Annotated in this window: 23 protein-coding genes and 1 pseudogene; 15 read left to right on the forward strand and 9 right to left on the reverse strand. The window is 72.6% G+C overall.

Annotation, left to right across the window (positions count from 1 at the left end):
* The gene (locus ABZU91_RS24910) at positions 1-798 is read right to left on the reverse strand and encodes a hypothetical protein (protein ID WP_355245139.1); all 798 of its coding nucleotides are present in this window, start codon (positions 796-798) and stop codon (positions 1-3) included.
* Between the two features lie 80 nt (positions 799-878).
* On the opposite strand from ABZU91_RS24910, the gene ABZU91_RS24915 reads away from it, so the two are divergent.
* Together ABZU91_RS24915 and ABZU91_RS24920 are read left to right on the forward strand one after the other, a co-directional pair.
* Positions 879-1,823 carry a Ppx/GppA phosphatase family protein gene (locus ABZU91_RS24915; RefSeq protein ID WP_355244956.1) on the forward strand — a complete coding sequence of 315 codons (945 nt, stop codon included), beginning with the start codon at positions 879-881 and terminating at the stop codon, positions 1,821-1,823.
* 76 nt (positions 1,824-1,899) lie between these two features.
* Positions 1,900-2,706: a sugar phosphate isomerase/epimerase gene (locus tag ABZU91_RS24920; protein ID WP_355244958.1), complete on the forward strand. Its 807-nt coding sequence runs from the start codon at positions 1,900-1,902 to the stop codon at positions 2,704-2,706.
* A gap of 30 nt (positions 2,707-2,736) precedes the next feature.
* Here the strand turns inward: ABZU91_RS24920 and ABZU91_RS24925 are convergent, their stop codons facing one another.
* The 3 genes from ABZU91_RS24925 to ABZU91_RS24935 are packed head-to-tail and all read right to left on the reverse strand — an operon-like array spanning position 2,737 to position 4,870.
* Positions 2,737-3,324, reverse strand: a complete 588-nt coding sequence (locus tag ABZU91_RS24925; protein ID WP_355244960.1) for a CGNR zinc finger domain-containing protein — start codon at positions 3,322-3,324, stop codon at positions 2,737-2,739.
* An 18-nt stretch (positions 3,325-3,342) separates the two neighbouring features.
* Positions 3,343-4,509 carry a glutathionylspermidine synthase family protein gene (locus tag ABZU91_RS24930; RefSeq protein ID WP_355244962.1) on the reverse strand — a complete coding sequence of 389 codons (1,167 nt, stop codon included), beginning with the start codon at positions 4,507-4,509 and terminating at the stop codon, positions 3,343-3,345.
* Position 4,510: 1 nt separating this feature from the next.
* Positions 4,511-4,870: a hypothetical protein gene (locus ABZU91_RS24935; RefSeq protein ID WP_355244965.1), complete on the reverse strand. Its 360-nt coding sequence runs from the start codon at positions 4,868-4,870 to the stop codon at positions 4,511-4,513.
* On the opposite strand from ABZU91_RS24935, the gene ABZU91_RS24940 reads away from it, so the two are divergent.
* From ABZU91_RS24940 to ABZU91_RS24985, 10 genes and pseudogenes are all read left to right on the forward strand, one after another.
* A complete protein-coding gene (locus ABZU91_RS24940; protein ID WP_355244968.1) occupies positions 4,869-5,789 on the forward strand; it encodes a proline dehydrogenase family protein in 921 nt (306 codons plus the stop codon). The genes ABZU91_RS24935 and ABZU91_RS24940 overlap by 2 nt on opposite strands.
* 68 nt (positions 5,790-5,857) lie before the next feature.
* Entirely contained in the window at positions 5,858-6,433 is a 576-nt protein-coding gene (locus ABZU91_RS24945; RefSeq protein ID WP_355244971.1) for a WHG domain-containing protein, read from the forward strand.
* Between the two features lie 62 nt (positions 6,434-6,495).
* Entirely contained in the window at positions 6,496-7,785 is a 1,290-nt protein-coding gene (locus ABZU91_RS24950) for a hypothetical protein (RefSeq protein WP_355244974.1), read from the forward strand.
* Positions 7,786-7,870: 85 nt separating this feature from the next.
* Positions 7,871-9,253, forward strand: a complete 1,383-nt coding sequence (locus tag ABZU91_RS24955; RefSeq protein WP_355244977.1) for an efflux RND transporter periplasmic adaptor subunit — start codon at positions 7,871-7,873, stop codon at positions 9,251-9,253.
* Positions 9,250-10,089, forward strand: a pseudogene (locus ABZU91_RS24960) (ABC transporter ATP-binding protein); the annotation flags it as partial. The gene ABZU91_RS24955 and the pseudogene ABZU91_RS24960, both read left to right, overlap by 4 nt.
* A 137-nt stretch (positions 10,090-10,226) precedes the next feature.
* On the forward strand, positions 10,227-11,411 hold the full coding sequence (locus ABZU91_RS24965; protein WP_355244980.1) for an ABC transporter permease: 1,185 nt from the start codon (positions 10,227-10,229) through the stop codon (positions 11,409-11,411).
* Between the two features lie 200 nt (positions 11,412-11,611).
* Positions 11,612-11,821 carry a helix-turn-helix domain-containing protein gene (locus ABZU91_RS24970; protein WP_007465625.1) on the forward strand — a complete coding sequence of 70 codons (210 nt, stop codon included), beginning with the start codon at positions 11,612-11,614 and terminating at the stop codon, positions 11,819-11,821.
* Positions 11,822-12,035: 214 nt separating this feature from the next.
* Positions 12,036-12,137, forward strand: a complete 102-nt coding sequence (locus ABZU91_RS24975) for an AURKAIP1/COX24 domain-containing protein (RefSeq protein ID WP_007465623.1) — start codon at positions 12,036-12,038, stop codon at positions 12,135-12,137.
* Positions 12,138-12,259: 122 nt separating this feature from the next.
* Complete coding sequence (locus ABZU91_RS24980; protein WP_355244984.1) at positions 12,260-13,336, forward strand: NAD-dependent epimerase/dehydratase family protein; 1,077 nt, start codon at positions 12,260-12,262, stop codon at positions 13,334-13,336.
* A gap of 257 nt (positions 13,337-13,593) precedes the next feature.
* Positions 13,594-14,451: a lysophospholipid acyltransferase family protein gene (locus ABZU91_RS24985; protein WP_355245142.1), complete on the forward strand. Its 858-nt coding sequence runs from the start codon at positions 13,594-13,596 to the stop codon at positions 14,449-14,451.
* A 1-nt stretch (position 14,452) separates the two neighbouring features.
* On the opposite strand, the gene ABZU91_RS24990 is transcribed toward ABZU91_RS24985, so the two are convergent.
* The 3 genes from ABZU91_RS24990 to ABZU91_RS25000 all read right to left on the reverse strand — a co-directional run bounded on the left by ABZU91_RS24990 (position 14,453) and on the right by ABZU91_RS25000 (position 17,580).
* Complete coding sequence (locus ABZU91_RS24990) at positions 14,453-15,328, reverse strand: HAD-IB family hydrolase (RefSeq protein ID WP_355244987.1); 876 nt, start codon at positions 15,326-15,328, stop codon at positions 14,453-14,455.
* 124 nt (positions 15,329-15,452) lie between these two features.
* Positions 15,453-16,331, reverse strand: coding sequence for a DUF5667 domain-containing protein (locus tag ABZU91_RS24995; protein ID WP_355244989.1), 879 nt, complete (start codon positions 16,329-16,331; stop codon positions 15,453-15,455).
* A 286-nt stretch (positions 16,332-16,617) separates the two neighbouring features.
* A complete protein-coding gene (locus ABZU91_RS25000) occupies positions 16,618-17,580 on the reverse strand; it encodes an ECF subfamily RNA polymerase sigma factor, BldN family (RefSeq protein WP_355244992.1) in 963 nt (320 codons plus the stop codon).
* Positions 17,581-18,156: 576 nt separating this feature from the next.
* On the opposite strand from ABZU91_RS25000, the gene ABZU91_RS25005 reads away from it, so the two are divergent.
* From ABZU91_RS25005 to ABZU91_RS25015, 3 genes are read left to right on the forward strand one after another with little or no spacing between them, the layout of a single operon-like run.
* Positions 18,157-19,788 (forward strand): AMP-binding protein, encoded by a 1,632-nt coding sequence (locus tag ABZU91_RS25005; protein WP_355244995.1) that lies wholly within the window; start codon positions 18,157-18,159, stop codon positions 19,786-19,788.
* Positions 19,778-20,032 carry a glutaredoxin family protein gene (locus tag ABZU91_RS25010; RefSeq protein WP_030329740.1) on the forward strand — a complete coding sequence of 85 codons (255 nt, stop codon included), beginning with the start codon at positions 19,778-19,780 and terminating at the stop codon, positions 20,030-20,032. The genes ABZU91_RS25005 and ABZU91_RS25010 overlap by 11 nt, the downstream gene beginning before the upstream one ends.
* 17 nt (positions 20,033-20,049) lie before the next feature.
* On the forward strand, positions 20,050-20,715 hold the full coding sequence (locus ABZU91_RS25015) for an HAD hydrolase-like protein (protein WP_355244998.1): 666 nt from the start codon (positions 20,050-20,052) through the stop codon (positions 20,713-20,715).
* On the opposite strand, the gene ABZU91_RS25020 is transcribed toward ABZU91_RS25015, so the two are convergent.
* A complete protein-coding gene (locus ABZU91_RS25020) occupies positions 20,696-21,352 on the reverse strand; it encodes a response regulator transcription factor (protein WP_355245001.1) in 657 nt (218 codons plus the stop codon). The genes ABZU91_RS25015 and ABZU91_RS25020 overlap by 20 nt on opposite strands.
* Positions 21,353-21,393: 41 nt before the next feature.
* Positions 21,394-22,695 carry a sensor histidine kinase gene (locus ABZU91_RS25025; protein WP_355245004.1) on the reverse strand — a complete coding sequence of 434 codons (1,302 nt, stop codon included), beginning with the start codon at positions 22,693-22,695 and terminating at the stop codon, positions 21,394-21,396.
* Positions 22,696-23,056: the final 361 nt, after the last annotated feature.

Here is a 23,056-nt window from a genome sequence, read left to right on the forward strand (position 1 = left end):
CTAGAGATCGTCGGCGGGGTGGGGGGCGACCAGGCCCTGCCGCACCCGGGCGGCGCACAGTTCGGCCAGTCGCTCGTACGCGGCGGCGCCGATCAGCGCGGTCAGCTCCGGCCCGTACGACAGGTACATCGGCTCGGTGCCGACGTGCGCGTCGGTCGACGAGGTGCACCACCAGTCCAGGTCGTGTCCGCCGGCGCCCCAGCCGCGCCGGTCGAACTCGGACAGCGTGGAGACCAGCACCTTGGTGTTGTCCGGTCGCGTGACCCAGTCCTGGTCCCGCCGGATGGGGAGCTGCCAGCAGACGTCCGGCTTGTATTCCAGCGGGTGGACCCCGTCGCGCAGCGCCTGGGCGTGCAGCGCGCAACCACCGCCGCCGGCGAAGTCGGCGTCGTTGAGGAAGACGCACGGCCCGTCGGCACCCTGGGTGGCGGTGCGGCGGGCCGGGTTCTTGCCGTCGATGGTGTCCTGGTCGGTCCAGTTCTTGAAACCGCGCCGGAAGTGCTGCCAGGTCTCCGGGGTGAGCCGCTTGACGGCGTTGCGGACCCGCTTCTCGTCGTCCGAGTCGGTGAAGAACGCCCCGTGCGAGCAGCAGCCGTCGGCCGCCCGGCCGGCGATGATGCCGTGGCAGCCCTGGCCGAAGATGCACGTCCAGCGGGAGAGCAACCAGGTCAGGTCGGCCCGGATCAGGTGGGTCTCGTCGGCCGGGTCGGCGAACTCGATCCACTCCCGGGGAAAGTCCAGCGGCACCTCGCGGCTGCGTGGGTCGCCCGGGTCGTCCACCAGCACGCGGAGCTCCATCGTCACCCGGACCAGCGTACGCGTGGTGCCGTCCCTGGGCCGACGAGCCGCACGAACGTGTTGCACCTAGGGTCTTCACCATGCGACTGGGTGTTCTCGACGTCGGATCCAACACGGTGCACCTCCTGGTGGTCGACGCGCACCATGGCGCGCACCCCTGGCCGGCGCACTCGGAGAAGGTCGTCCTCCGTCTCGCCGAACAGATCGGCCCGGACGGGGCGTTGACCGAGGCGGGTGCGGACAGCCTGGTCAAGGCGGTCGGCATGGCCAGGGCGGCGGCTACCGGGCTGGAGGCCGACGACCTGATCGCGTTCGCCACCTCCGCCGTCCGCGACGCCACAAACGCGGCCGACGTGCTGGCCCGGGTCCGCGACGAGACCGGCGTACGCCTGGAGGTGCTCTCCGGCGCGGACGAGGCACGGATGACGTTCCTGGCGGTGCGACGCTGGTTCGGCTGGTCGGCGGGGCGTCTGCTGGTGCTCGACATCGGTGGCGGCTCCCTGGAGATCGCCGCCGGCATCGACGAGGACCCCGATGTGGCGATCTCGCTGCCGCTCGGCGCCGGGCGTCTCACCAGGGAGCGGCTCCTGCTCGACCCGGCCAGCGCGACGCCGCCGTCGGCGGAGGCCGTCGACAAGCTGAGGGAGTACGTGGACGGCCGGCTGGACAAGGTGGTCGACCAGGTCACGAAGGTGGGCTGGGGCCGGGCCGTGGCCACCTCGAAGACCTTCCGCACCCTGGCGCGACTGGCCGGCGCGGCGCCGTCCGGGGCCGGCCTCTGGGTGCACCGCAGGCTGACCCGTGCCGGTCTGCGGCAGATCATCGGTTTCATCCGGCACATGACACCCGCCCAGATGATGGAGCTGGAGGGGGTCGGCGCGGGCCGGGCCCACCAACTGCTGGCCGGCGCGGTGGTCGCCGAGGCGGTCATGCGCAGGCTCGACCTGGATGCGCTGGACATCTGCCCCTGGGCTCTGCGCGAGGGCGTCATCCTCCGCCGGCTCGATCAACTGGAGCCGATCTGAGCAGGTCCCGGGACCGCCGGTGATTTGCCGGTGCTCGTCCTGAGAACGCCGTGACAGCCGGGCTACGCTGGCGGATGTGACTTCCCGCGTCCCGGTGCTCCTGTCCAGCTCGTCGGTCTTCCCCGAGCCGACCGCGGCGGCGTTCCAACTGGCCGCGGCGCTCGGCTACGACGGCGTCGAGGTGATGGTCTGGACCGACGTGGTGAGCCAGGACGCGGGCGCGCTGCGCGGCCTGTCGGCGCACTACGGCGTGCCGGTGCTCTCGGTGCACGCGCCCTGTCTGCTGGTCACCCAGCGGGTGTGGAGCCCGGACCCGTGGCAGCGCCTGCGCAAGGCCGCCGAGTTGGCCGATTCGCTGGAGGCGCCGACGGTGGTGGTGCATCCACCGTTCAGCTGGCAGCGGGACTACGCGCGCGGATTCGCCGAAGGGCTGGCCACGGTCGAGGACCGGTTCCCCGGGCTCCGCTTCGGAGTGGAGAACATGTACCCGGTGCGGATGGCGGGCCGGCAGTTCGTCCCGTACGTCCCCGGCTGGGATCCCACCGACACCGGCTACCCGTCGTACACCCTGGATCTGTCACACTGCGCGGCCTCGCACAGCGACCCCCTCGCGATGGCCGACCGGATGGGCGCGGGGCTGGCCCACGTGCACCTGGGCGACGGCACCGGCGAGGGCCGCGACGAGCACCTGGTGCCCGGGCGCGGCACCCAGCCGTGCGGGGAGCTGCTCTCCTCGCTGGCCGGGCGGGGTTTCACCGGTGCGGTGGCCGTCGAGGTGGCGACCCGGGGCGCGAAGAGCCGCGCGGTGCGCGAGGCGGACCTACGAGCCGCGCTCGAGTTCGCCCGCCAGCACCTGACCGCGCCGTCGCCGGTCGACGTCTGACCTCGACGTCCGACCCGTCGGCGGCGAGCGTCAGCTGACCGGAGTCAGCGACTCGGTGGTCGAGGTCGGCTGCGGGGCGACCGTCGCCTGCTCGCCGATCGCGGCCCGCTTACGGGCCCGGTGTGCCGCCACGTGCGAGCGGGTGGCGCAGCGCTCCGAGCAGAACCGCCGGCAGCAGTTGGACGACGTGTCCAGGTAGACGTTGCCGCACCGCTCGTCGGCGCAGACCCCGAAGCGGGCGCTGCCGTACTCGCAGAGCCAGACCGAGAGCCCCCAGACCGCGCCGGCCAGGTATTCGGCACTGACCGACGCGCCGCGGCTGGTCACGTGCATGTGCCAGTCGCTGGAGTCGTGCCCGGAGATGCGGGGCTGGACCGGAAACGCCTCGAGCAGCGCGTTCAGCTCGGTCACCGCCTGAGCGTCGCGCCCCGAGGTGCCGTACTCGAAGACGTCGCGCAACCGCTTCTGTGCCCGTCGGAAGATGGCGACGTCCCGGTCGGCGACCTCGTCGCGCATCCAGGAGTTGTCGTCGGGAAAGAGGGCCCGCAGGTCGTCGAGGTCGTCCAGGCGGGCGTTGACCAGGTCAACGCCGGTCCGGGCGTACGCGTCGAAGTTCACACCCCAACGGTAGACGACTCACGGGGCGCGCGGCGCGTCGATGTAGTGCGGCAGGAACCGCGCGTAGCCGTCGGTGATCAGACTCGCGCTCTCCCGGACCCCCACCCCGGCCGACTCGCCGTCGACGATCCAGCTGCCGAGCACCGTCCGGTTGCCGGCGAACTGCGGCAGCGCCCGGAACTCCTGGTAGCACCAGCCCTCGTCGCCGTAGATCCCCGGGTTGGTGATCTCCTCGGCGGCGGTGACGATGCGTACCGAGCCGCCCTCCCGGCCGAGCAGGGGCTTGGCCACGTACTCCGGCATGCCACGCGGTGAGTCGAGGTACGCCGGGAGCAGGTACTCGTGGCCGGGGTACAGCTCCCAGAGGATCGCGAGCAGCGCCTTGTTGGACAGCAGCAGCTTCCAGGCCGGTTCGATCCAGGTGGTCGGGGTGCCCGGTGCCAGCGCGGGCGGCCCGTACGGCTCGGCGAGCATCCACTCCCAGGGGTAGAGCTTGAAACAGGTGGTCACCGGGCGATCGGCCGCGTCGACGAAGCGGCGACCGTCCCAGCCGATGTGCTGGATGGGTTGCAGCTCGACGTCCAGGCCGGCCTGCCGGGCGGTCTCGGCGAGGTAGCCGGCGGTCATGTGGTCCTCGCCGGACTCCTCCTCGTTCGACCAGAGCACGTGCACCCGAGGGTCGTGCAATCCGGCGCCGATCTTGGCCCAGGCGCCGACCAGCCGCTCGTGCAGGCTGTTCCACTGGTCCAGGTCGGGGCGGGTCTGCTCCAGCCAGTACCACTGGATGATGCTCGCCTCGACCAGCGCGGTCGGGGTGTCCGCGTTGTACTCCAGCATCTTCGGGGGCCAGGTGCCGTCGTACGCCAGGTCGAAGCGCCCGTAGAGGGTGGGCGGCGCCTCGCGCAGCGAGCGGGCCACCGCGTCGGCGGCCCATTGCGGGATGCCGAACTCGGCGTACCGGCGGTGCTGCACCACGTGCTCGGCAGCGGCGACCGACATCCGGTGCAGCTCTTCGGTGGCCTCCTCCAGCCGCAGCACCTCGTCGAGGTCGAAGGCGTACGCGGCGCTCTCGTCCCAGTACGACATGATCCCGCCGTCGGGCAGCTCGGTGTCGACGTAGACCAGTCCCTGTGCCCGGATCGTGGCGTCCCAGTCGGCTCGGGGCGTCATGGACTCGCGGCGCACCTCAGCCGCCGCAGGAGGCGAGGTGGGTGCCGAACCCGCCGCGCTCGGGCAGGGCGGCGGTCGCCGGCTCCCCCGCGCTACGCCCAGCGGTGCCAGGGTCGGACACCCGCATCGCCAGCGCGACAGTGTCACCGCCACCGATCGGCCCGAGAGCGCAGTCGTCATCGTCGTCGTCGGAGGTCATGTTGCAGCCGGAGAGAGCGAGCGCGAGAGCGGTGAGAGCGCCAAGCTGCACGGAGGCCGACCGGAGCCGGCGGCGGGGGCTTTGGTTCACGGCATCGTTGTAGCCGATCGACGCCAGCAGCGCAGCCCCAGCCGCCGCCGGGCGGGGGTCCTGGCAGGGGCGATACGCTCGGCTCATGCTCCGTTCCGTCATCCTCGCCGCCTCCCGGTCATCCCAGGTCGAGCGGCTCGTCGCGACCGCCCCGTACACCCGGGACGTCGTCCGCCGGTTCGTCGCCGGCGCCGCCACCGACGACGCGCTGCGCGCCACCCGCGGGCTCGTCGACGACGGTCTGGCCGTCACCCTCGACCATCTGGGCGAGGACACCGTCACCCCCGAACAGGCCACGGCCACCCGGGACGAGTACCTGAATCTGCTGTCGGTTCTCTCGGGGGCCGGCCTCACCCCGGCTGCCGAGGTGAGCGTGAAGCTCTCCGCGCTGGGCCAGATGTTCGACGAGCAGTTGGCGTACGACAACGTGCGGGCGATCTGCGCGGCCGCCGACAAGGCGGGCACCACTGTCACGCTGGACATGGAGGACCACACCACCACCGACTCGACGTTGGAGGTGCTGGCGAAGCTGCGCAAGGACTTCCCGTCGACCGGCGCGGTGCTCCAGGCGTACCTGCGGCGGACCGAGTCGGACTGCCGGGAGCTGTCCTCGGCCGGGTCGCGGGTTCGCCTGTGCAAGGGCGCGTACAAGGAGCCGGAGTCGGTGGCCTACCAGTCGGCCCGCGAGGTGGACAAGTCCTACGTCCGCTGCATGAACATCCTGATGTCCGGCGACGGTTACCCGATGCTGGCGACGCACGACCCGCGGATGATCTCGATCGGCGAGGACCGGGCCCGCTGGTTCGACCGGGGGCCGGAGCGCTTCGAGTTCCAGATGCTCTACGGCATCCGTCCCGAGGAGCAGGCCCGGCTGGCCGGCGAGGGCTACACGGTGCGCACCTACGTCCCGTACGGCGACCAGTGGTACGGCTACCTGATGCGTCGGCTCGCCGAGCGCCCGGCGAACCTGGTCTTCTTCGGCCGCGCGCTGGTCTCGAAGAAGTGACTGTCGCTTGACGCGCCTGGCTAGCGGAGTTAGCTTTTCGGCTATGACAGCTAGCCGGGTGTGTGCCGGTGCCTAGGGCCGGGCTCAACCAGCAGACCGTGGTACGCGAAGCCGCCCGGCTCGCCGACGAGGTCGGCTACCAGCAGCTCACCCTCGCCGCGCTCGCCAGCCGGCTCGGTGTCGCGCTGCCCAGCCTCTACAAGCACATCCGGGGGGCGGACGCGCTGAGCCAGAAGCTCTCCGCGCTCGCCACCGCCGAGCTGGCCACCGAGCTGACCACGGCCGCCGCCGGACGGGCCGGCGGCGACGCCCTGCGGGCGATGGCGGACGCCTACCGGTCGTACGCCCGCCGGCACCCCGGGCGCTACCCGACCACCCAGCGGGTGCCCGACCCGTCCGACCCCGAACACGTCGAGGCGGGTGAACGCGCGGTCGGCGCCATCTTCGCCGTGCTGCGCGGCTACGGGCTCACCGGCGACGACGCGGTGGACGCGACCCGGGCGGTGCGCAGCGCCCTGCACGGCTTCGTCGCCCTGGAGGCCGCCGGTGGCTTCGGGTTGCCCCGCGAGGTCGACCGCTCGTACCACCAGATGGTCGCCGGCCTGGACGTGGCATTCCGCTCCTGGCCGGCCCGCGGAGCCTGAACCGACCCGATCGGCCCGGGTCGGCCTCGCCCGATCCGGTGTTTGGTCGTACCCTTCGGCGGGTGACTGACGGGGTGCAGCAGCCAGCACCGCGGCGGCTCTGGCCGCTGTGGACCGTACTCGTCGTTGTCGTCGTGGTTCTGGGCTGTGGCCTTCCGGCGCTGCTGGTGGTCGGTGCCGTCCGCGAGGCCGGCGGCCGGGCCACGCTCAGCCGGGCCGGTGTCACCGCCGCCGACGACCCGGCCACCGCCGTCGCCCGGGGGCTGTCCGACCGGATGGCCGCGCAGCTCCGGCAGCAGTCTGCGGCGTTGCTCGGCGGCGACCGCTCCGCCTTCCTCGCCATCGCCGACCCGGCCGCGCACGCCGACCTGCGGCGTCGATTCGCCGCGTTGCGGGCCCTCAAGGTGACCGTCTGGCGGGCCGAGCCGAGCGGCCTGCCCGTGCCGGTCGTCGGCAGGCCGGGGGAGTGGCGGCTGCTGGTGCGCTTCCAGTACTGCTTCGTGGCGGCCGACTGCCGGCCGAGCCCGGTGCTGATCGGCACCCGCTGGCGGGAGAACGGTGACGCGCCCCGACTGGTCGCCGTCGAGGAGTCCAAGTCCGCCGAGACCGGCACCCGACCGTGGGAGATCAGCGACCTGGTCGTGAAGGTGGGCGCGCGGACCATCGTCGCCACCACACCGGCGCTGCGCGGCAAGCTGCCCGCCCTGTCGGCCCAGGCCGAGACCGCGGCCAAGGTCGCCGACACGTACGTCGTGACAGGCTCGCCCCCGGACCGCTACCGGATCTTCTACGCCGGCCGTACCGAGTGGCAACGCTGGTACGGCGGTGGGCGCCCACAGTGGACGGGCGGCTACGCGGTGACCGTGGGCGGTGGCCACCACGAGGTCGTGCTCAACGCCGACGGGCTGGCCAGCAGCGGCACCGACGACCTGCTCCGGCACGAGCTGACCCACGCCGCCTCACTGCCCGAGCGCGGATACCCGGGCAAGACGACCTGGTGGCTGGTCGAGGGGCTGGCCGAGTTCGCCGGCTCGGGCGGTCAGCCGGTCGACAGGTACGAGGGGCTCGCGGAGGTACGCAAACTGGTCGGGAGCAGCTGGGACGGCCGGTTGGAGGGCGTCACCCCCGCCGACGACGCACCCGCCGAGCGGGTCGGCGGCAGCTACGGCGTCGGCTACCTCGCCGTCCGCCACCTCGTCGACCGGTTCGGGCCGGAGCGGCTGCTGACCTTCTTCAAGGCCGTGGTGCACGACCGCACGACGCTCGCCGCCGCCGCCGACGAGGCGTTCGGTGAGGAGTGGTCGACGCTGCACGACGAGTGCGTGGCGTACATCCGCGCGACCGCCGCCTGAGGGCCGCAGACCGCGTCGGGTGGGTGCCTGCCGGGGACGGCGGGTGCGGCACGGCCGACGTGACGGTGCGCCGTACCATCGATGGGTGCGCCGCCCCGACCTGCTCAGGCCCGCAAGCGCCACGCGGCCCCGCCTGCTCATCGCCCTGACCGCCGTCGCCGTCCTCACCGCCACCACCGCCGCGTCCTGCGGTGACGACCAACCGCCGGTGGCGCTCGCCTCGGCCGCCCGTAACCCGGTCAGCGAGGTGATCGACGCTCCGGCGACGGTGACGGCCCGCGCCGCCGCCAGCCTCACCGCACCCGCCGACGGCACCCTCGCCAGCCTGCGTGTCCAGCCTGGACAACGGGTGAAGCGCGGTCAGGTGCTCGCCGTGGTCGCGTCCCCGTCGGCCCAGGCCCGCCTGCGGCAGGCGAAGGAGGCGCTGGACGCGGCCAAGCGCGCCGGCCGGGGCGTCTCCACCGGCAACCTGTCCAGCAGTCGGCGGGGCACCGACAAGGCTGCCGACGAGGCGTTCGACGCCGCCCGCAAGGCCGCCGAGAAGATCGCCGACCAGCAGCTACGGGACGCGCTGCTGGCCCAGGTGACGTCCGCCCAGCGGCAGTACGCCGCCGCCGCGCGCAGCGCCGATGCGGCAGTCCGGGCTGTGCAGCGGGGGATCAGCGGGCTGAACTCCGCCGTCAGCTCGTTGTCCGCGGCCCAACGGCTCCAGGCCCAGCAGGCGTACGACCTGGCCAAGGCGACAGTCGACGCGCTGACCCTGCGCGCCCCGATCGGCGGAGTGGTGCAGCCGGGTGGCACCCGGGCCGGCGGCGGCGCCAGCGGCGGTCTGGCCGGGCTGTTGGAGCAGGCCGGTGGCGCCGGGATCGACCCGTCCGCGCTGGCTCCCGCACCGGCCGGCCCGCCGGCCGGGGTCGACGACGCCGTCGTGGTCGGCGCTCAGGTCACCGCCGGCACGCCGGTGCTGACCGTCGTGGACACCGGGCAGCTCGGCCTGCTCGCCGACGTGGACGAGACCGATGTGCTGCTGGTCAAGCCCGGCGTGACCGCCACCGTCGAGCTGGACGCCGTCACCGGTGCCAGCTACGACGCCACGGTGCGTTCGGTCGACGTGCTCCCCACCAGCTCCGCGCAGGGTGGCGTCACCTACCGGGTACGCCTCGCGCTGGGCGCGGGGAAGCTGGCCGAGGACGAGCCGGCCCCGACGCCCCGCCCCGGCATGAACGCGATCGTGCACCTGCGCGTACGCGAGGCCGCCGACGCGGTGACCGTCCCGGCCTCGGCGGTCTTCTCGGCCGACGGCCGGGACGCCGTCTGGGTGGTCCGCGACGGAAAGGCCGACCGGGCGGCCGTGACCGTGGGTGTCCAGGGGGCCGACCTGGTGCAGATCCTCAACGGGGTGCAGGCCGGCGACCGGATCGTGGTACGCGGCACCGACCAGGTACGCGACGGCCAGGAAGTCCGGTGAGCGACACGCCGCCGGCCATCGAGGCTGTCGACGTGTCCCGCACCTACCAGCTCGACGGGGTGTCGGTCGAGGCGCTGCGCGGGGTGTCGTTGACCGTGCGGCCGGGCGACTACGTGGCGCTGGTCGGCCCGTCCGGCTCCGGCAAGTCCACGCTCATGCACCTGCTGGGCGGCCTGGACCGGCCGACCGGCGGCCGGTTGGTGCTCGGCGGGCGGGACGTCAATGCCCTCTCCCCGCCGGAGATGGCCGCCCTGCGCAACGAGACGATCGGCTTCGTCTTCCAGGCCTTCCACCTGCTGCCGCGTACCTCGGCGGTGGAGAACGTGGCGTTGCCGCTGGTCTACCGGGGGATGTCGGCCCGGCAGCGCCGGGAGCGGGCTGCGGCCATGCTGGGCCGCGTCGGTCTCGGGCACCGGCTGGACCACCGGCCCAACCAGATGTCCGGTGGCGAGCAGCAGCGGGTCGCCATCGCCCGCGCGCTGGTCACCGAGCCGACCGTGCTGCTGGCCGACGAGCCGACCGGCAATCTGGACAGTGTGACCGGCGCGGCGGTCCTGGAACTGTTGGAGCGGTTGAACGCGGAGTCCGGTGTGGCGTTGGTGATGGTCACCCACGACCAGGAGGTGGCGGCGCGGGCCGCGCGTCGCATCACCATGCGCGACGGTGTGGTGGTGGCGGACAGCGCCGCCGAACGTCATGATCGACCGCCGTCCGTCGACCACGGTCGACCTGAGACACTGGTCCCCGCTCCCAGCGCGGAGCCCCGGTCCGTGTCCGGAAACGGCCCGGGGCACCCGTCCGGTGGCTCCGGTGGCGCCGCCGGAGCCACCGGACGCCTTCCGCACGAGCCCGACCCGCACCGCGCGGAGGTCGACATGCGTGAGCCCGACCCGCGCCGTGCAAAGGCCGACATGCGTGAGCCCGGCCCGCGCGGCGCGGAGGTCGACACGCGTGAGCCCGGGGACGGTGTGGCGTGAGGGTCGCCGAGGCGTGGCGGGTCGCGCTGGACGCCCTGCGCGCCAACCGGCTGCGCAGCTCGCTCACCATGCTCGGTGTGATCATCGGGGTGGCGTCGGTGGTGCTGCTGGTCGCCATCGGCACCGGCACCAAGCAGAAGGTCGAGCAACAGGTCGAAGGGCTCGGCTCCAACCTGCTGCTGGTCGTTCCCGGCAAGATCGAGGTGGGCACCGCGCCGGTGGTCTCCCCGTTGACGCTCAAGGACGCCGAGGCGGTGTCCCGCGTCGTCGGCGATCCCCAGCGGGTCGCGGTCACCGTCGCCTCGGGGGCGACCGCACGGGCCGGCGCGCGCTCCGACTTCACCACCGTCCAGGGCGTGCTGGAGACCACGCCGACGGTGTTCACCCGGACGCTGGCCCGGGGGCGCTACCTCACCGGCACGGACGTGGACACCAGCCGGCGCGTCGCGGTGCTCGGCGACTCGGTGGCACGCGCGCTGTTCCCCGACCGCGATCCCCTCGGTCAGCAGGTGACCCTCGCCGGCGTTCGATTCCGGGTCATCGGCGTGTTCGCGCCCCTCGGGCAGAGTCTCGGCGTCGACCGGGACGACGAGGTGCACGTACCGGTGACCGCCGCGCAGCGCCTCTGGGGCACCCAGCGGGTGGACGGCATCGCGGTCAAGGCGCCCGACCGCGAGCGGATCGACGAGTTGGGCGAGCGCATCGTCGCCGAACTCAACCGCCGACACCCGGACACCGAGTTCAGTGCGGTCACGCAGCAGCAGATCCTCGGCGTGCTCGGCGACATCCTCGGCGTGCTCACCGGCGTGCTCGCCGCAATCGCCGGCATCTCCCTGCTCGTCGGCGGCGTCGGCGTCTCCAACATCATGCTGGTCAGCGTCCGCGAGCGGACCCGCGAGATCGGGCTGCGCAAGGCGGTCGGCGCTCGACCCCGCGACATCGGCGTGCAGTTCCTGCTGGAGGCGGTGCTGCTCACCACCATCGGTGGGTTGACCGGGATGGCGTTGGGTGTGGGGACCGCCCTGCTGGTGGACGCGCTGTCACCGATCCCCGCGGCGATCACCTGGTGGTCGTTGGCGCTTGCCTTCGGTGTGTCGGCGGCGGTGGGCATCGTCTTCGGTGTGGTCCCCGCGCAGCGTGCGGGCCGACTCGATCCGGTGGTGGCGCTGCGCGCCGAGTGAGCAATCGGACGGCGGACGCAGCCGGGGAGATAACGGCAGGCCGGATCGGGTGAACGAGCCACCGAAACATGATCAGTTGTACGAAGGGATCGCGCCGGTCACAGCCGTCCCGCTACCGTACTGGTAACACGCGCGTCGCCGCCCGGCCCGGAGCATCCGTCGGGTTGGCACGCGCCGGGCATGGGATGGGTCGGTGAGCCATGGCCGGGTCGCAGTCCGACGGACGGCTGTCGGAGGTCAAGTTCCTGACCGTCGCGGAGGTGGCGACGGTCATGCGGGTGTCGAAGATGACCGTCTATCGCCTCGTGCACAGCGGTGAGCTCACCGCGGTCCGGGTGGGCCGGTCGTTCCGGGTGCCCGAGCACGCGGTGCACGAATATCTGCGGGGCGCTTTTCAGGAAACCGCCTGAGCCACCGATCGGCCGATCGGACACCCGCTAGGCGGCATGGGCGGGGGCGCGTTGGTCCTGCTGACGCTCTCCGGCTACCCTGGAGCGCGATCGAGACCCCACCGGTGCGCCCCGCCGCCCAGACCGGTCCGGTCCGTTGTCCGCATGCGGTCGCCGTCGCCACCTGCGTGGTGTCATCCGGCCCGCCCCGCACGTTGTATCGAAAGGCTGTCGTATGGGCTCGGTGGTCAAGAAGCGCCGTAAGCGCATGGCTAAGAAGAAGCACCGCAAGCTGCTGCGCAAGACCCGCGTCCAGCGTCGCCGTCTCGGCAAGTGACCGTCGCCGGGCGTTCGCCCGGCAACTCGGCGTCACTTGCCTAACTGTCGATCTCCGGAGGCTCAGGTGATCAGGCCGTGGTCGTCCCGGCTCGATCCGGCCTGTCGGCGTAGGTGCGTCAGATGACCCCCGGTAGCACCACAGGTGCGCCGGGGGTCGTCGTCGTCACCGGAGTCGGTCGTTACCTGGGCGCCCACGTTGCGGCCCGGTTGGCGGCCGACCCGCGCATCGAACGGGTCATCGGCGTGGACGCGCCGGAGCCGGCCGCCGAGCTCACCGATCTGCTGGATCGGGTCGAGCGCATCCGCGTCGACCCGGGTTCGCTCGGTGGGCTCCTCGCCGACCTGGACGTCGACGCGGTGGTCCACCTCGCGTTGATGAGTTCCCCCGACCCGCAGCACGGTGGCCGGTCGGCCATGAAGGATCAGAACGTCATCGGCACCATGCAGTTGCTCGCCGCCTGCCAGCGGGCGCCCCGGCTGCGCAAGCTCGTGGTCCGGTCGTCGACCGCCGCGTACGGGGTGTCGTTCCGCGACCCGGCGGTGTTCACCGAGGAGACCGAGCCGCGCGAAGTGCCGCGCGGCGGTTTCGGCCGCGACATCCTCGATGTCGAGGGGTACGTCCGTGGCTTCCGCCGCCGGCGACCCGACGTGACCGCGACGGTGCTGCGCTTCGCCCCGTTCATTGGCTCCACCGCCGACACGACCCTGACGCGCTACTTCGCGCAGCCGTTCGTGCCGACCGTCTTCGGCCGCGACCCCCGCCTGCAGTTCCTGCACTTCGACGACGCGTTGGAGGTGCTGCACCGGTCGATCGTCCAGGACCATCCGGGCACCTACAACGTCGCCGGTCCGGGAGTGCTGTCGCTGTCCCAGGCGATCCGGCGGGCCGGCCGGGTGGCCGTGCCGGTGCTCGAACCGGGTCTCTCCAGCGCCGCGGCGCTGGCCCGCACCATGGGGTTCGGCCGCTACGGCCTGGACCAGGTCGATCTCTTCGTGCACGGTCGGGTCGTCGACACCACGCGTCTCGAGCAGGAGTACGGCTTCACTCCCCGCTCCACGGCCGAGGCGTTCGAGGACTTCATCCGCGCCCACCACGGTGGGGCGGTGCTCAGCCGAGGTCAGTTGGCGGTGGCCGAGCAGTTGGTCCTGGACGGCATTCGACAGGTCCGTGCCGCGGTGCGGGAGCGGACGTCGTGACCGGACAGGGCCACGATCCGCAGGGGATCGGGCGTTTCGACGTACCGCCGGTTCCGCCCGCGCCGGACGCGGAGCCGGCGCGGCGCAACGGCCACCGCCCGGCGGCCCGCCTCGCGCCCGCCGCGACGGCCGGCGACGAGGTCGACACGCCGACCGACGGTCCGGCGGATACGGCCGCCGGCGGGGTCCACAGCACCGCGACCGACGAGCCGAACGGCGCAAGCACGCCGGCTTCCGGTGGTGGCACCGGTCCGGCGGTGGCGGATCGGCCCGGAGACCAGTGGGACCGCCGGGTGGCGAACGGGTTGGCGTTCCTGCGCCGACGGTTGGCCGGGGACTACGAGGTCGACGAGTTCGGCTTCGACCCGGAGCTGACCGACGCGGTCTTCCATCCGCTGCTGCGGCTGCTCTACCGGGACTGGTTCCGGACCGAGGTCAGCGGGGTGGAGAACGTACCCGTCAAGGGGCCCGCCCTGGTCGTCGGTAACCACTCGGGCACCGTGGCGCTGGACGCGTTGATCCTGTCGGCGGCCCTGCACGACAAGCACCCGGCGCACCGCTACCTGCGCCTGCTCGGCGCCGACCTCGTGTTCCGGATGCCGGTGGTGTCGGAGATCGCGCGCAAGACCGGCGGCACGGTGGCCTGCAACCCGGACGCCGAGCGGCTGCTCGGCGGTGGCGACCTGGTCGGTGTGTTCCCCGAGGGGTTCAAGGGCATCGGCAAGCTCTACGCCGACCGGTACAAGCTGCAACGGTTCGGCCGGGGTGGTTTCGTGTCGGCGGCGCTGCGGACGGGCACCCCGATCGTTCCGGTCGCCATCGTCGGCGGCGAGGAGATCTACCCGATGCTCGCCGACATCAAGCCCCTCGCGCGACTGCTCAAGCTGCCGTACTTCCCGGTCACGCCGACCTTCCCCTGGCTCGGGCCGCTGGGCATGGTGCCGCTGCCCAGCAAGTGGCTGATCGAGTTCTGCCCGCCGATCCCCACCGCCCACCTGACCGACTCGGCGGACGACCCGCTGGTCGTCTTCAACCTCGCCGACCAGGTGCGGGAGACCATCCAGCAGACCCTGCACACGCTGCTCGAACGGCGACCTGACCCGTTCGGCCCCTGAGTCAGCCGGCGCGGCGACGACGCTGGAGGGCCAGGCCGGCGGTGACCGCGCCGGCGACGAGACCGGCCGCCGCCGTCGACGGTACGGCGATCTTGACGGCCCGTCGGCCGGTGCGGAAGTCCCGGACCTCCCAGCCCTGCTGGCGGGCCTGCCGCAGCAGGTTGCCGTCCGGGTTCACCGCCACCGCCCGACCCACCGTGGAGAGCAGCGGCAGGTCGTTGGACGAGTCGCTGTACGCCGCGCAGCGCCGCAGATCCAGCCCCTCCACGGCGGCGAGCTGGGTGACGGCCTCGGCCTTCGCGGGCCCGTGCATGAGGTCACCCACCAACCGCCCGGTGTACGCCCCCGCCCGCACCTCCGCGACCGTGCCGATCGCGCCCGTCAGGCCGAGTCGGGCGGCGATCACCCGACCGATCTCCACCGGGGCGGCGCTGACCAGCCACACGCGTTGGCCGGCGTCCAGGTGGCGTTGGGCGAGCTGGCGGGTGCCGACCCAGATCCGGGGTGCCATCAGCTCGTCGAAGATCTCTTCCGAGAGTCGTTCCACGTCGTCCACCCGCCACCCCTCGACGAAGGCCAGCGCGGCGTCCTTCGCCTGGGACATGTCACCCGCGTGCTCGCGGGCGAGCAGCCGGAAACGGAGCTGCTGCCAGGCGAAACGGGCCAGGTCGGCCGTCGTGAAGTAGTTCCGGGCGGCAAGTCCCCGGGCGAACCAGTAGATCGACGCGCCCTGCATCATCGTGTTGTCGACGTCGAAGAAAGCGGCGGCGGTCGGGTCCGGTGCGGGCGGGGTCACCGACGCCAGTTCGGTCTCCGCCCAACCGGCGGTGTGCCCCCGTGCGTCGGTGCTGACCGTCACCTTGCGGCTGCGCGCCACGCGACGTTCCCTCCCTCCGCAGCTACGACGATGCCTCCAGCGAGGGTAACCGGAGCACACGCTCGACCGGCCGGGCACAGGAAACTGCGCCGCGGCCGGTCGGTGGTGCGGTCCCGCGTGGCGGTCAGCGCGCGCCGGGGCAGGTGGTCGGGGTGGGCCCGAGCGTGTCGCTGCCGGTCGGTGCCGGCAGGCCGCACGCGATGGCGGCGCGTACCGAGTCCGAGCGTTCCCGGATGCTGTCCAGCAGGGCCAGCGACCGCCGGGTCCGTTCCCGGTCGGCCCGGTCGGCGCCGTCGAGCAGGTTGCTCACCGCCCGGCGCTGACTGCTGACGAACGTGTTGACGGTGTCCAGGCTGGCCGGCTCGCCCCGCTGCACGGCGGCGGCGGTGAGCAGGCGAATGCCCTGGCGGGTGTCGGCGTCCATGTCGTCGAGGACGGCGCTGTAACCGATGCGGTCACCCCGCAGCTCGGCGGCCTCGCCGAGTCGGGTCCGGGCGAAGTCCAGGAAGAGCTGGCCGCGGCTGATGTCCGAGCTGGCCAGGGCGAGCTGGGCCCGCTCGGTGGACCGCTTCATGCCGTACAGCGCATCGCCGGGGACGGCGTTCTCGCTGGCGGCGGAGATGCCGGAGACGGCGATGGCCCCGGCGGCGATGCCGACCAGGATCGCTCCCCGGGCGCGGGCCCGTCGGGCGGTGACCGCCGGCAGCAGCGAACCACGGCTCGTGACCGCGGGACGCGAGGCGGCCGGCTCGGCCGTCGCCGGGGCGGTGCCGATTCCCTCGCGTTCGGCCGTGGCGAGCAGCATCGCCCGCAGGCCGGTGCGGAAGTCGGGACTCACCTCGACCCTGGGGGGATCGACGCAGAGTCGCTGGCCCACCGCGACGAGCGGCGTCAGTTGACTGTCCACCCGGGACCGCACATGGTGTCGCCGGCCGCCGTTGGCCTCGTCGAGAAGTTGCGCGAAGCGCTCGGCGCGCCGACGGGAGAAGAGGTTGTTATCCACCGCAGGCACCTCCTCTCGCTGGTCACGGCCGGTCGGCCGCCGAAGTCTCCAGCGACCGGGCGGCGTTGTGACACCACGGAGGTGAGGCGCCGTCCGGCGTGCCGGGCGGACCTCGGTGCCCCGGGCCTGCCGGGACATCCACCGGTCGCACCCGGAGAAACGCGGCGGACCGTGCACGGGTTACGGGCCGGGCGGGGCGAAAATCACAGAAAGTGATCGGCGTCACCAAGTGAGAGCCGCCCTGAGCTGCGCAGACAGTGATCACCCACGCCGGCCCGTCAGCGGATCAGGGCTGGAAGCCATCGGGCAGCAGCCGTGCCAGCGCACGGACCGCCCGATATTGCAGAGCCTTGATGGCACCCTCGTTCTTGCCCATGGCCCGCGCCGTCTCGGCCACCGAGAAGCCCTGCAGGAACCGGAGCACGATGCACTCCTGCTGCTCCGGGTTGAGCTGCTTGACGGCGGTGAGCAGGGCGACGTTGGTGATGTGTTCGACCACCGCGGCTTCCGGGCTGCCCTCGGGCCCCCGATCCTCACGGTCGGCGTCGAGCACGTCCCCGGTGGTGACCTCCAGCCGGTACCGGCCGGACTTGAAGTGGTCGGCGACCAGGTTGCGGGCGATGGTCACCAGCCAGGCGCCGAGATCGCGGCCCTGCCAGGTGAAGCTGCCGATCCGCTTGAGGGCGCGCAGGAACGTGTCCGACGTCAGGTCCTCGGCCAGTTGGCGGTTGCCGACCCGGAAGTAGACGAACCGGAAGACGGTGTCCACGTACCTGTCGTAGATGAGACCGAACGCCTCGGACTCGCCGGCCTGCGCCCGCTCGACGAGCGTCCAGACCTCGGTGGCCGGGTCGGACGGGTCCGGTCGGCTCGGATAGCCCGTCGGGGTGGTCGGGGTGGTCGGGGTGGCGGCCGGGACCGCCGGGATCACCGCCGTCTCGCCCGCCGCCGGGTCGGTGGTCGCCGCCGGTGCGTCGCCGGCCCGACGCCCCTGCGAGGGCATCGTCGGTCGGGTCGGTGCGGCGACACGTCCACCGGCCGGCATCGCGTTGCCACCGGGCACCGCCGGTCTCGGTGGAGGCTCGTTGGTGTGCGGGCGGTTGCGGGTCCGCTGGGCAGGGCCCTCGCTGCGCATCGCGGCGTGCGGGTCACCCAGTGGCGCGCGTGTCGCCGGGCGTTCGTTGACCTGCGAGCGGGGCGTCTGGCCGGTCAGGCCGACGGGGCGTTCCGCGTATCCGAAGGTGGTCACCGCGCAGCCCCCGTCCCGGTGGTCGCCGGACGCGCCGGTTTGCGGGTCGTCGGTGCGGACCGACCGGGCAACCGGTCGGGCAGGACTGTTCCGGGGTGTGCCGACGGGCGGCAGTTCCCCTTGAGGTGCTGGTCCAATGCGCTGACAGGCACGGGGGCCTCCTCGGGCTGAGGGGTGTCGACTCACGGCAAATGGGGTGAGCCGACCCGAGTGATAATAGGGCCAACGTCACCCGCGCGTGGCAAGTCCGTTACACAGGGCGGAAGTATTTCCCGCCGTGTCGCACCGGTGGCGGACCGGTTGTCCGTCGTGTGCGTTTGACTTTCGACCGAACCGGTGTTCCAGGATGGATGCCCAGGTCGGAGGGCAATTCGACCGAGCGGTCGAGGGGTGCGCGCCGCCCGCTGGGCCGAGCCGTCCCAACCGCCCGTCGAGCGCTCCGGTCGTCCCATCAGCCGGACTGGACCGGATCATCGACGGCACGGAAAGTGTCCCGTTGACGGGACGCCGGACGGGCCGTCGCACACCACCGTCGGACGTGGCCAGTCGACCGCCGCTGTGCCAGACTCGACCACCGTGCAGGACTCCCCGGCAGACTCGCCGCCGAACCTCGCCGACCGTGTCCGCCGGGCGGCTCTCGACCACGGCGACCGGCCCGCGCTGCACTGGCGGGACCGGTGCGTCAGCTGGTCCGAACTGGACACCGCCGTGACCGCCGCCGCGTACGGCCTGGCCGCCGCCGTGCCACCCACCGAACCGGACGCCACGCCGCCGCGAGTCGCGATCGCGCTGCCGAACACCCTCGACTTCGTGATCGGCTGGCTCGGCGCGCTGCGGGCCGGGCTGGTCGCGGTGCCGGTCAATCCCGGCTTCACCGCCCCGGAGCTGCGCCACGTCCTGGCCGACTCCGGGGCATCGCTGCTGATCGGCACCGAGCGGGTCCGCGGCCTCGTCGCCGAGGTGGCCGTCGACCTGCCGGCGCTCACCGCCGTGCACGCCACCCCGCCGAGCGCCGCGCAGCCCGAGCCGAGCCTCCGCCCACACCGGGGTGGCGACGACCTCGCCGTACTGCTCTACACGTCCGGCACCGAGGGCCGCCCGAAGGGCGCGATGCTCTCCCACCACGCGCTGCTGGCCAACCACGAACAGGTGGACGCGGTCGAGCCGCCGGTGGTCGGCCCGGACGACAGGGTGCTGCTGGCCCTGCCGCTGTTCCACGCGTACGGGCTCAACTCCGGGCTCGGCGCGGTCGTCCAGCACGGCGCCGAGGGCGTCCTGCTCGACGACCCGGACCCGACGGCGGGGCTCGCCGAGATCGCCCGGCACCAGGTCAGCGTGCTGGTCGGCGTACCGTCGATGTTCCTCGCCTGGGCCGACGCCGACGCGGTCCGCGCGGCGACCGCGTCCGTGCGGGTGGCCGTGTGCGGCGCGGCACCGCTGGAACCCGCTGTCGCGGCGCGCTTCACCGCGGCGACCGGCCACCCGGTGCACGTCGGGTACGGCCTGACCGAGACCGCGCCGGTGCTCACCTCCACGCTGGTCGGTCCGACGGCCAAGGCCGGCTCGATCGGTCGACCGCTGCCCGGCGTCGAGCTGCGCCTGGTCGGGCCGGACTCCGAGGTCCTGTGGCGCGACGGGCAGGCGGTCCCCGACGACGACGCGGACGAGATGGACATCTCCGACGTCGCACCGGGCACCGACCCGGGGCAGATCGTCGTACGCGGCCCCAACCTCTTCGACGGCTACTGGCCGGACGGCCGCGACGGCCCGGACGCCGACGGCTGGTGGGGTACCGGCGACATCGCGTACGCCGACGCCGACGGTGACCTCTTCCTCGTCGACCGGCTCGGCGAGCTGATCCTGGTGAACGGCTTCAACGTCTATCCGCACGAGGTCGAGCTGGTGCTCGCCGGGCACCCCGGGGTGGCCGAGTCGGCGGTACTGGGTGTGCCGCACCCGCGAACCGGCGAGACTGTGCGGGCGTACGTGGTGCCGGCGCCGGGGCGGCCGGTCACCGGCGAGGAACTGCTCGCACACTGCGCACGGAACCTGGCCCGGTTCAAGTGCCCGACCGCCGTCGAGTTCGTCGACGCACTGCCCCACTCGGCGATCGGCAAGGTACGAAAGACCCAGCTCCGGCCGGCGACCCCGGCCGGCCCGCCCGCACCCGCCGACGACGCCCGCACGGAGGTACCCGATGGCCACTGACGCCCGGCTCGCCCTGATCACCCGACCCGGCTGCCACCTGTGCGACGACGCCAAGGCAGCGCTCGACCGGGTGGTGGCGGTCACCGGCGACAAGTGGGTCGAGTGGGACGTCACCGGCGACGAGGGGCTGGAACGCGAGTACGGGGACCGACTGCCGGTGGTGATGCTCGACGGCAAGGAGCACGGCTACTGGCGGGTGGAGGAGGACCGGCTGCTGCGGGACCTGACCACGCCCCAGCTCTGAGGGCCTAGGGTGCTCGGATGACCATTGCGCACCCCCACCTGGTCTGGGACTGGAACGGCACCCTGCTCAACGACCTCAGCCTGGTGGTGGCCGCCACCAACGCGGCGTTCGCCAGCGTGGGCGGGCCGACAGTCACCGCCGAGGAGCACCGGACGCGGTTCCGCCGGCCGATCGCCGACTACTACGCCGAGGTGCTCGGGCAGGCCGTGGACGACGACGCCTTCGGCCGGCTGGACCAGATCTTCCACCAGGCGTACCGCAGCGGATTGACCACCTGCGAACTGGCCGCCGACGCGCGGACCGCGATGGCCGCCTGGAAGGGCAGCCAGAGCCTGCTCTCCATGTGGTTCCACGAGGAGCTGGTGCCCACCGTGCACACGTACGGGTTGACCGGGCACTTCACCCGGGTCGACGGGCTGCGGGCCACGGTCGGCGGCGACCGCAAGGCCGAGTCGCTGCGGCGGCACCTCGCCGAGCTGGGCGTGGACGGGAGCACTGTCGTGCTGATCGGCGACTCGATCGACGACGCGGACGCGGCCCTCGCCGTCGGCGGCCGGGCGGTGCTCTACACCGGGGGGTTCACCGACCCGGCCCGGCTGCGTGCCTCCGGTCACCCGGTGGCGGACACGCTCACCGACGCGGTGGCCCTGGCCGCCCGGGAGGTCAGTTCCGCAGGTAGGTGAGGACCGCCAGCACCCGCCGGTGCTGCTCGGTGTCCGGCGGGAGGGTGAGCTTGGTGAAGATGTTGCGCACGTGCTTCTCCACCGCACCGTCGCTGACCACCAGCGCTCGGGCGATGGCCGTGTTCGACCGACCCTCGGCCATCAGCGCGAGCACCTCCCGCTCACGCGGCGTCAACTCGCGCAGCGGGTCGTCGCGGCGGCGTCGGGCGAAGAGCTGGCCGACCACCTCCGGGTCGAGCACCGTGCCGCCGGCCGCCACCCGGCGCAGCGCGTCCAGGAACTCGTCGATCGCCGCCACCCGGTCCTTGAGCAGGTAGCCGATCCCGCCGCCGCCGGCGCCGCCGGTGGTGGCGAGCAGATCATCGGCGTACGACACCTCGACGTACTGGGAGAGCACCAGGATCGGCGTACGCGGCACCAGTTGGCGCGCCTGCACCGCCGCCCGCAGCCCCTCGTCGGTGTGGGTCGGCGGCATCCGCACGTCGACGATCGACACGTCGGGCCGGTGCTCGACCACCGCCTGGACGAGTGCGTCACCGTCCCCGACGGCGGCCACCACCTGGTGCCCGCTCTCGGTCAGCAGCCGTACCAGCCCCTCCCGGAGCAGGACGGCGTCGTCAGCGATCACGATGCGCATGGCTGTGGTGTCTACCACGTCGGGGCGGCCTTCCGGTGTGTTCACAGCGGCAGGTCGGCGCGGATCTCGGTGGGGCCGCCGTTCGGGCTGACCACGGTCAGCTCACCGCCGGCCGCCCGGATGCGGTCGGCGATGCCGGCCAGCCCGTGGCCCTTGGCCAGGTGCGCGCCACCCTGCCCGTCGTCGCCCACCCGCACCTGGAGGTGGGTGCCCTGACGGGCCACGACGACCATGGCCTCGGTGGCCCGACTGTGCTTGGCGATGTTGGTCAGTGCCTCGGCCACCACGAAGTACGCGGTGTTCTCCACCGCCGGGTCGAGTCGACCGTCCCGCGTACCGAGCTGCTGGTCGACCTGAAGCTCGATGGGGATGAGCCCGCGACCGGCGAGCGCGGCCAGTGCGCTGGGCAGACCTCGGTCCACCAGGATCGGTGGGGCGATGCCCCGGGACAGCGCCCGCAGTTCGGCAAGCGTCTCCCGGGTCTGGGTCACCGCCTCGTCGATGGTCCGTCCGGCCTCCTCCGGGTCGGAGGCGAGCTGCATCCGGGCTCGGCTGAGGTCCATCGCCAGGCGGACCAGGCGCTGCTGCGGCCCGTCGTGGATGTCGCGCTCCAGCCGGCGCAGCGCGGACGCCTCGGCGGAGACCGCAGCCCGCTTCTGCTCCTCCAGCACGGTGATCCGGTCCCGCATCTCGGCCACACCGGTCAGCAGGGCCTTGGCGAAGCTGGCCTGGAGCAGCGCACAGCCCCGGACCACGATCGGCAGCGTGATGAGGAAGAACACCCCGATCGCGGTGTTCAGCCCGATCCGGGCGGTGGTCGAGTCGCCCAGGCCGAGGAGTTGCGTCAGATCCTGGTTGCCTTCGGACGGGCGGGGCAGAGCCCAGTCGTACGTCCAGTAGAGCGATTCCACGATCGTGGCGGCCCACCAGGCCATGGTCACCCCGAAGGTGACCAGTGCCACGATCAACCGCAGGAGTCCATGCGCCAGGTCGAGCCAGGACTGTGCGTCACGCATCGGCAGGAAGATCCGCCGCCAGGCGTTCGCGCCCGGCTCCGGCAGCCGGTAGCGCGGTCGCACCCGGGGCTGCCGGAGCACGGCGGGCAGTCGCAGGCGCTCGATGTCGGCCATCCCGCGTGCGGCGTACAGGGTGCCGCTGAGGATCGGCAGGCCGATCACGGTGACCATCAGGCCGATGCCGAGCGAGAGGCCGACCAGGAGCACGACGAAGCTGGCCACCGCCAGAGGGAGGCCGAGCAGCACGTACCCGGAGTCGACGAAGAGTTGGCGGGGAATACTCCGTGCCAGCGGGTGTCGGTCGCTGGTGGCGGCAACGGCGGTCATGGCAGAAAGGCTAGGCAGTCGCCGCCCCGCCCCCCATCCCGAAGCCCGGTCTCTCCCCGGTAGTGCTGCCCCCACCCCCGCGCTCCCCGCCTCTTCTCCGCGCCGATCTTGCAATTGCTGTTGACGATCTGCCCTGACGTGCGCCTTATGCGGCGACAGAAAGTGCAAGATCGCGGGGCGGGGGCAGGCGTGGGCTCGGTCGGGCGCGGGATTGGTCAGAGAAGTCGGGATTGAGCAATAATCGCGCGGGCGGTGAGTGCTCAATCGATCTTGTGGAATGGAGTGGCAGGTGGGGTCGTGTCCCGGAGCGGCAAGATCGCGATTTGTGCACGTCTTCACAAGCGCCTACTCTCTAGTTCCG

Origin of the sequence: Micromonospora sp. NPDC005174, from assembly GCF_040608495.1 — a bacterium.
Lineage (GTDB): Bacteria > Actinomycetota > Actinomycetes > Mycobacteriales > Micromonosporaceae > Micromonospora.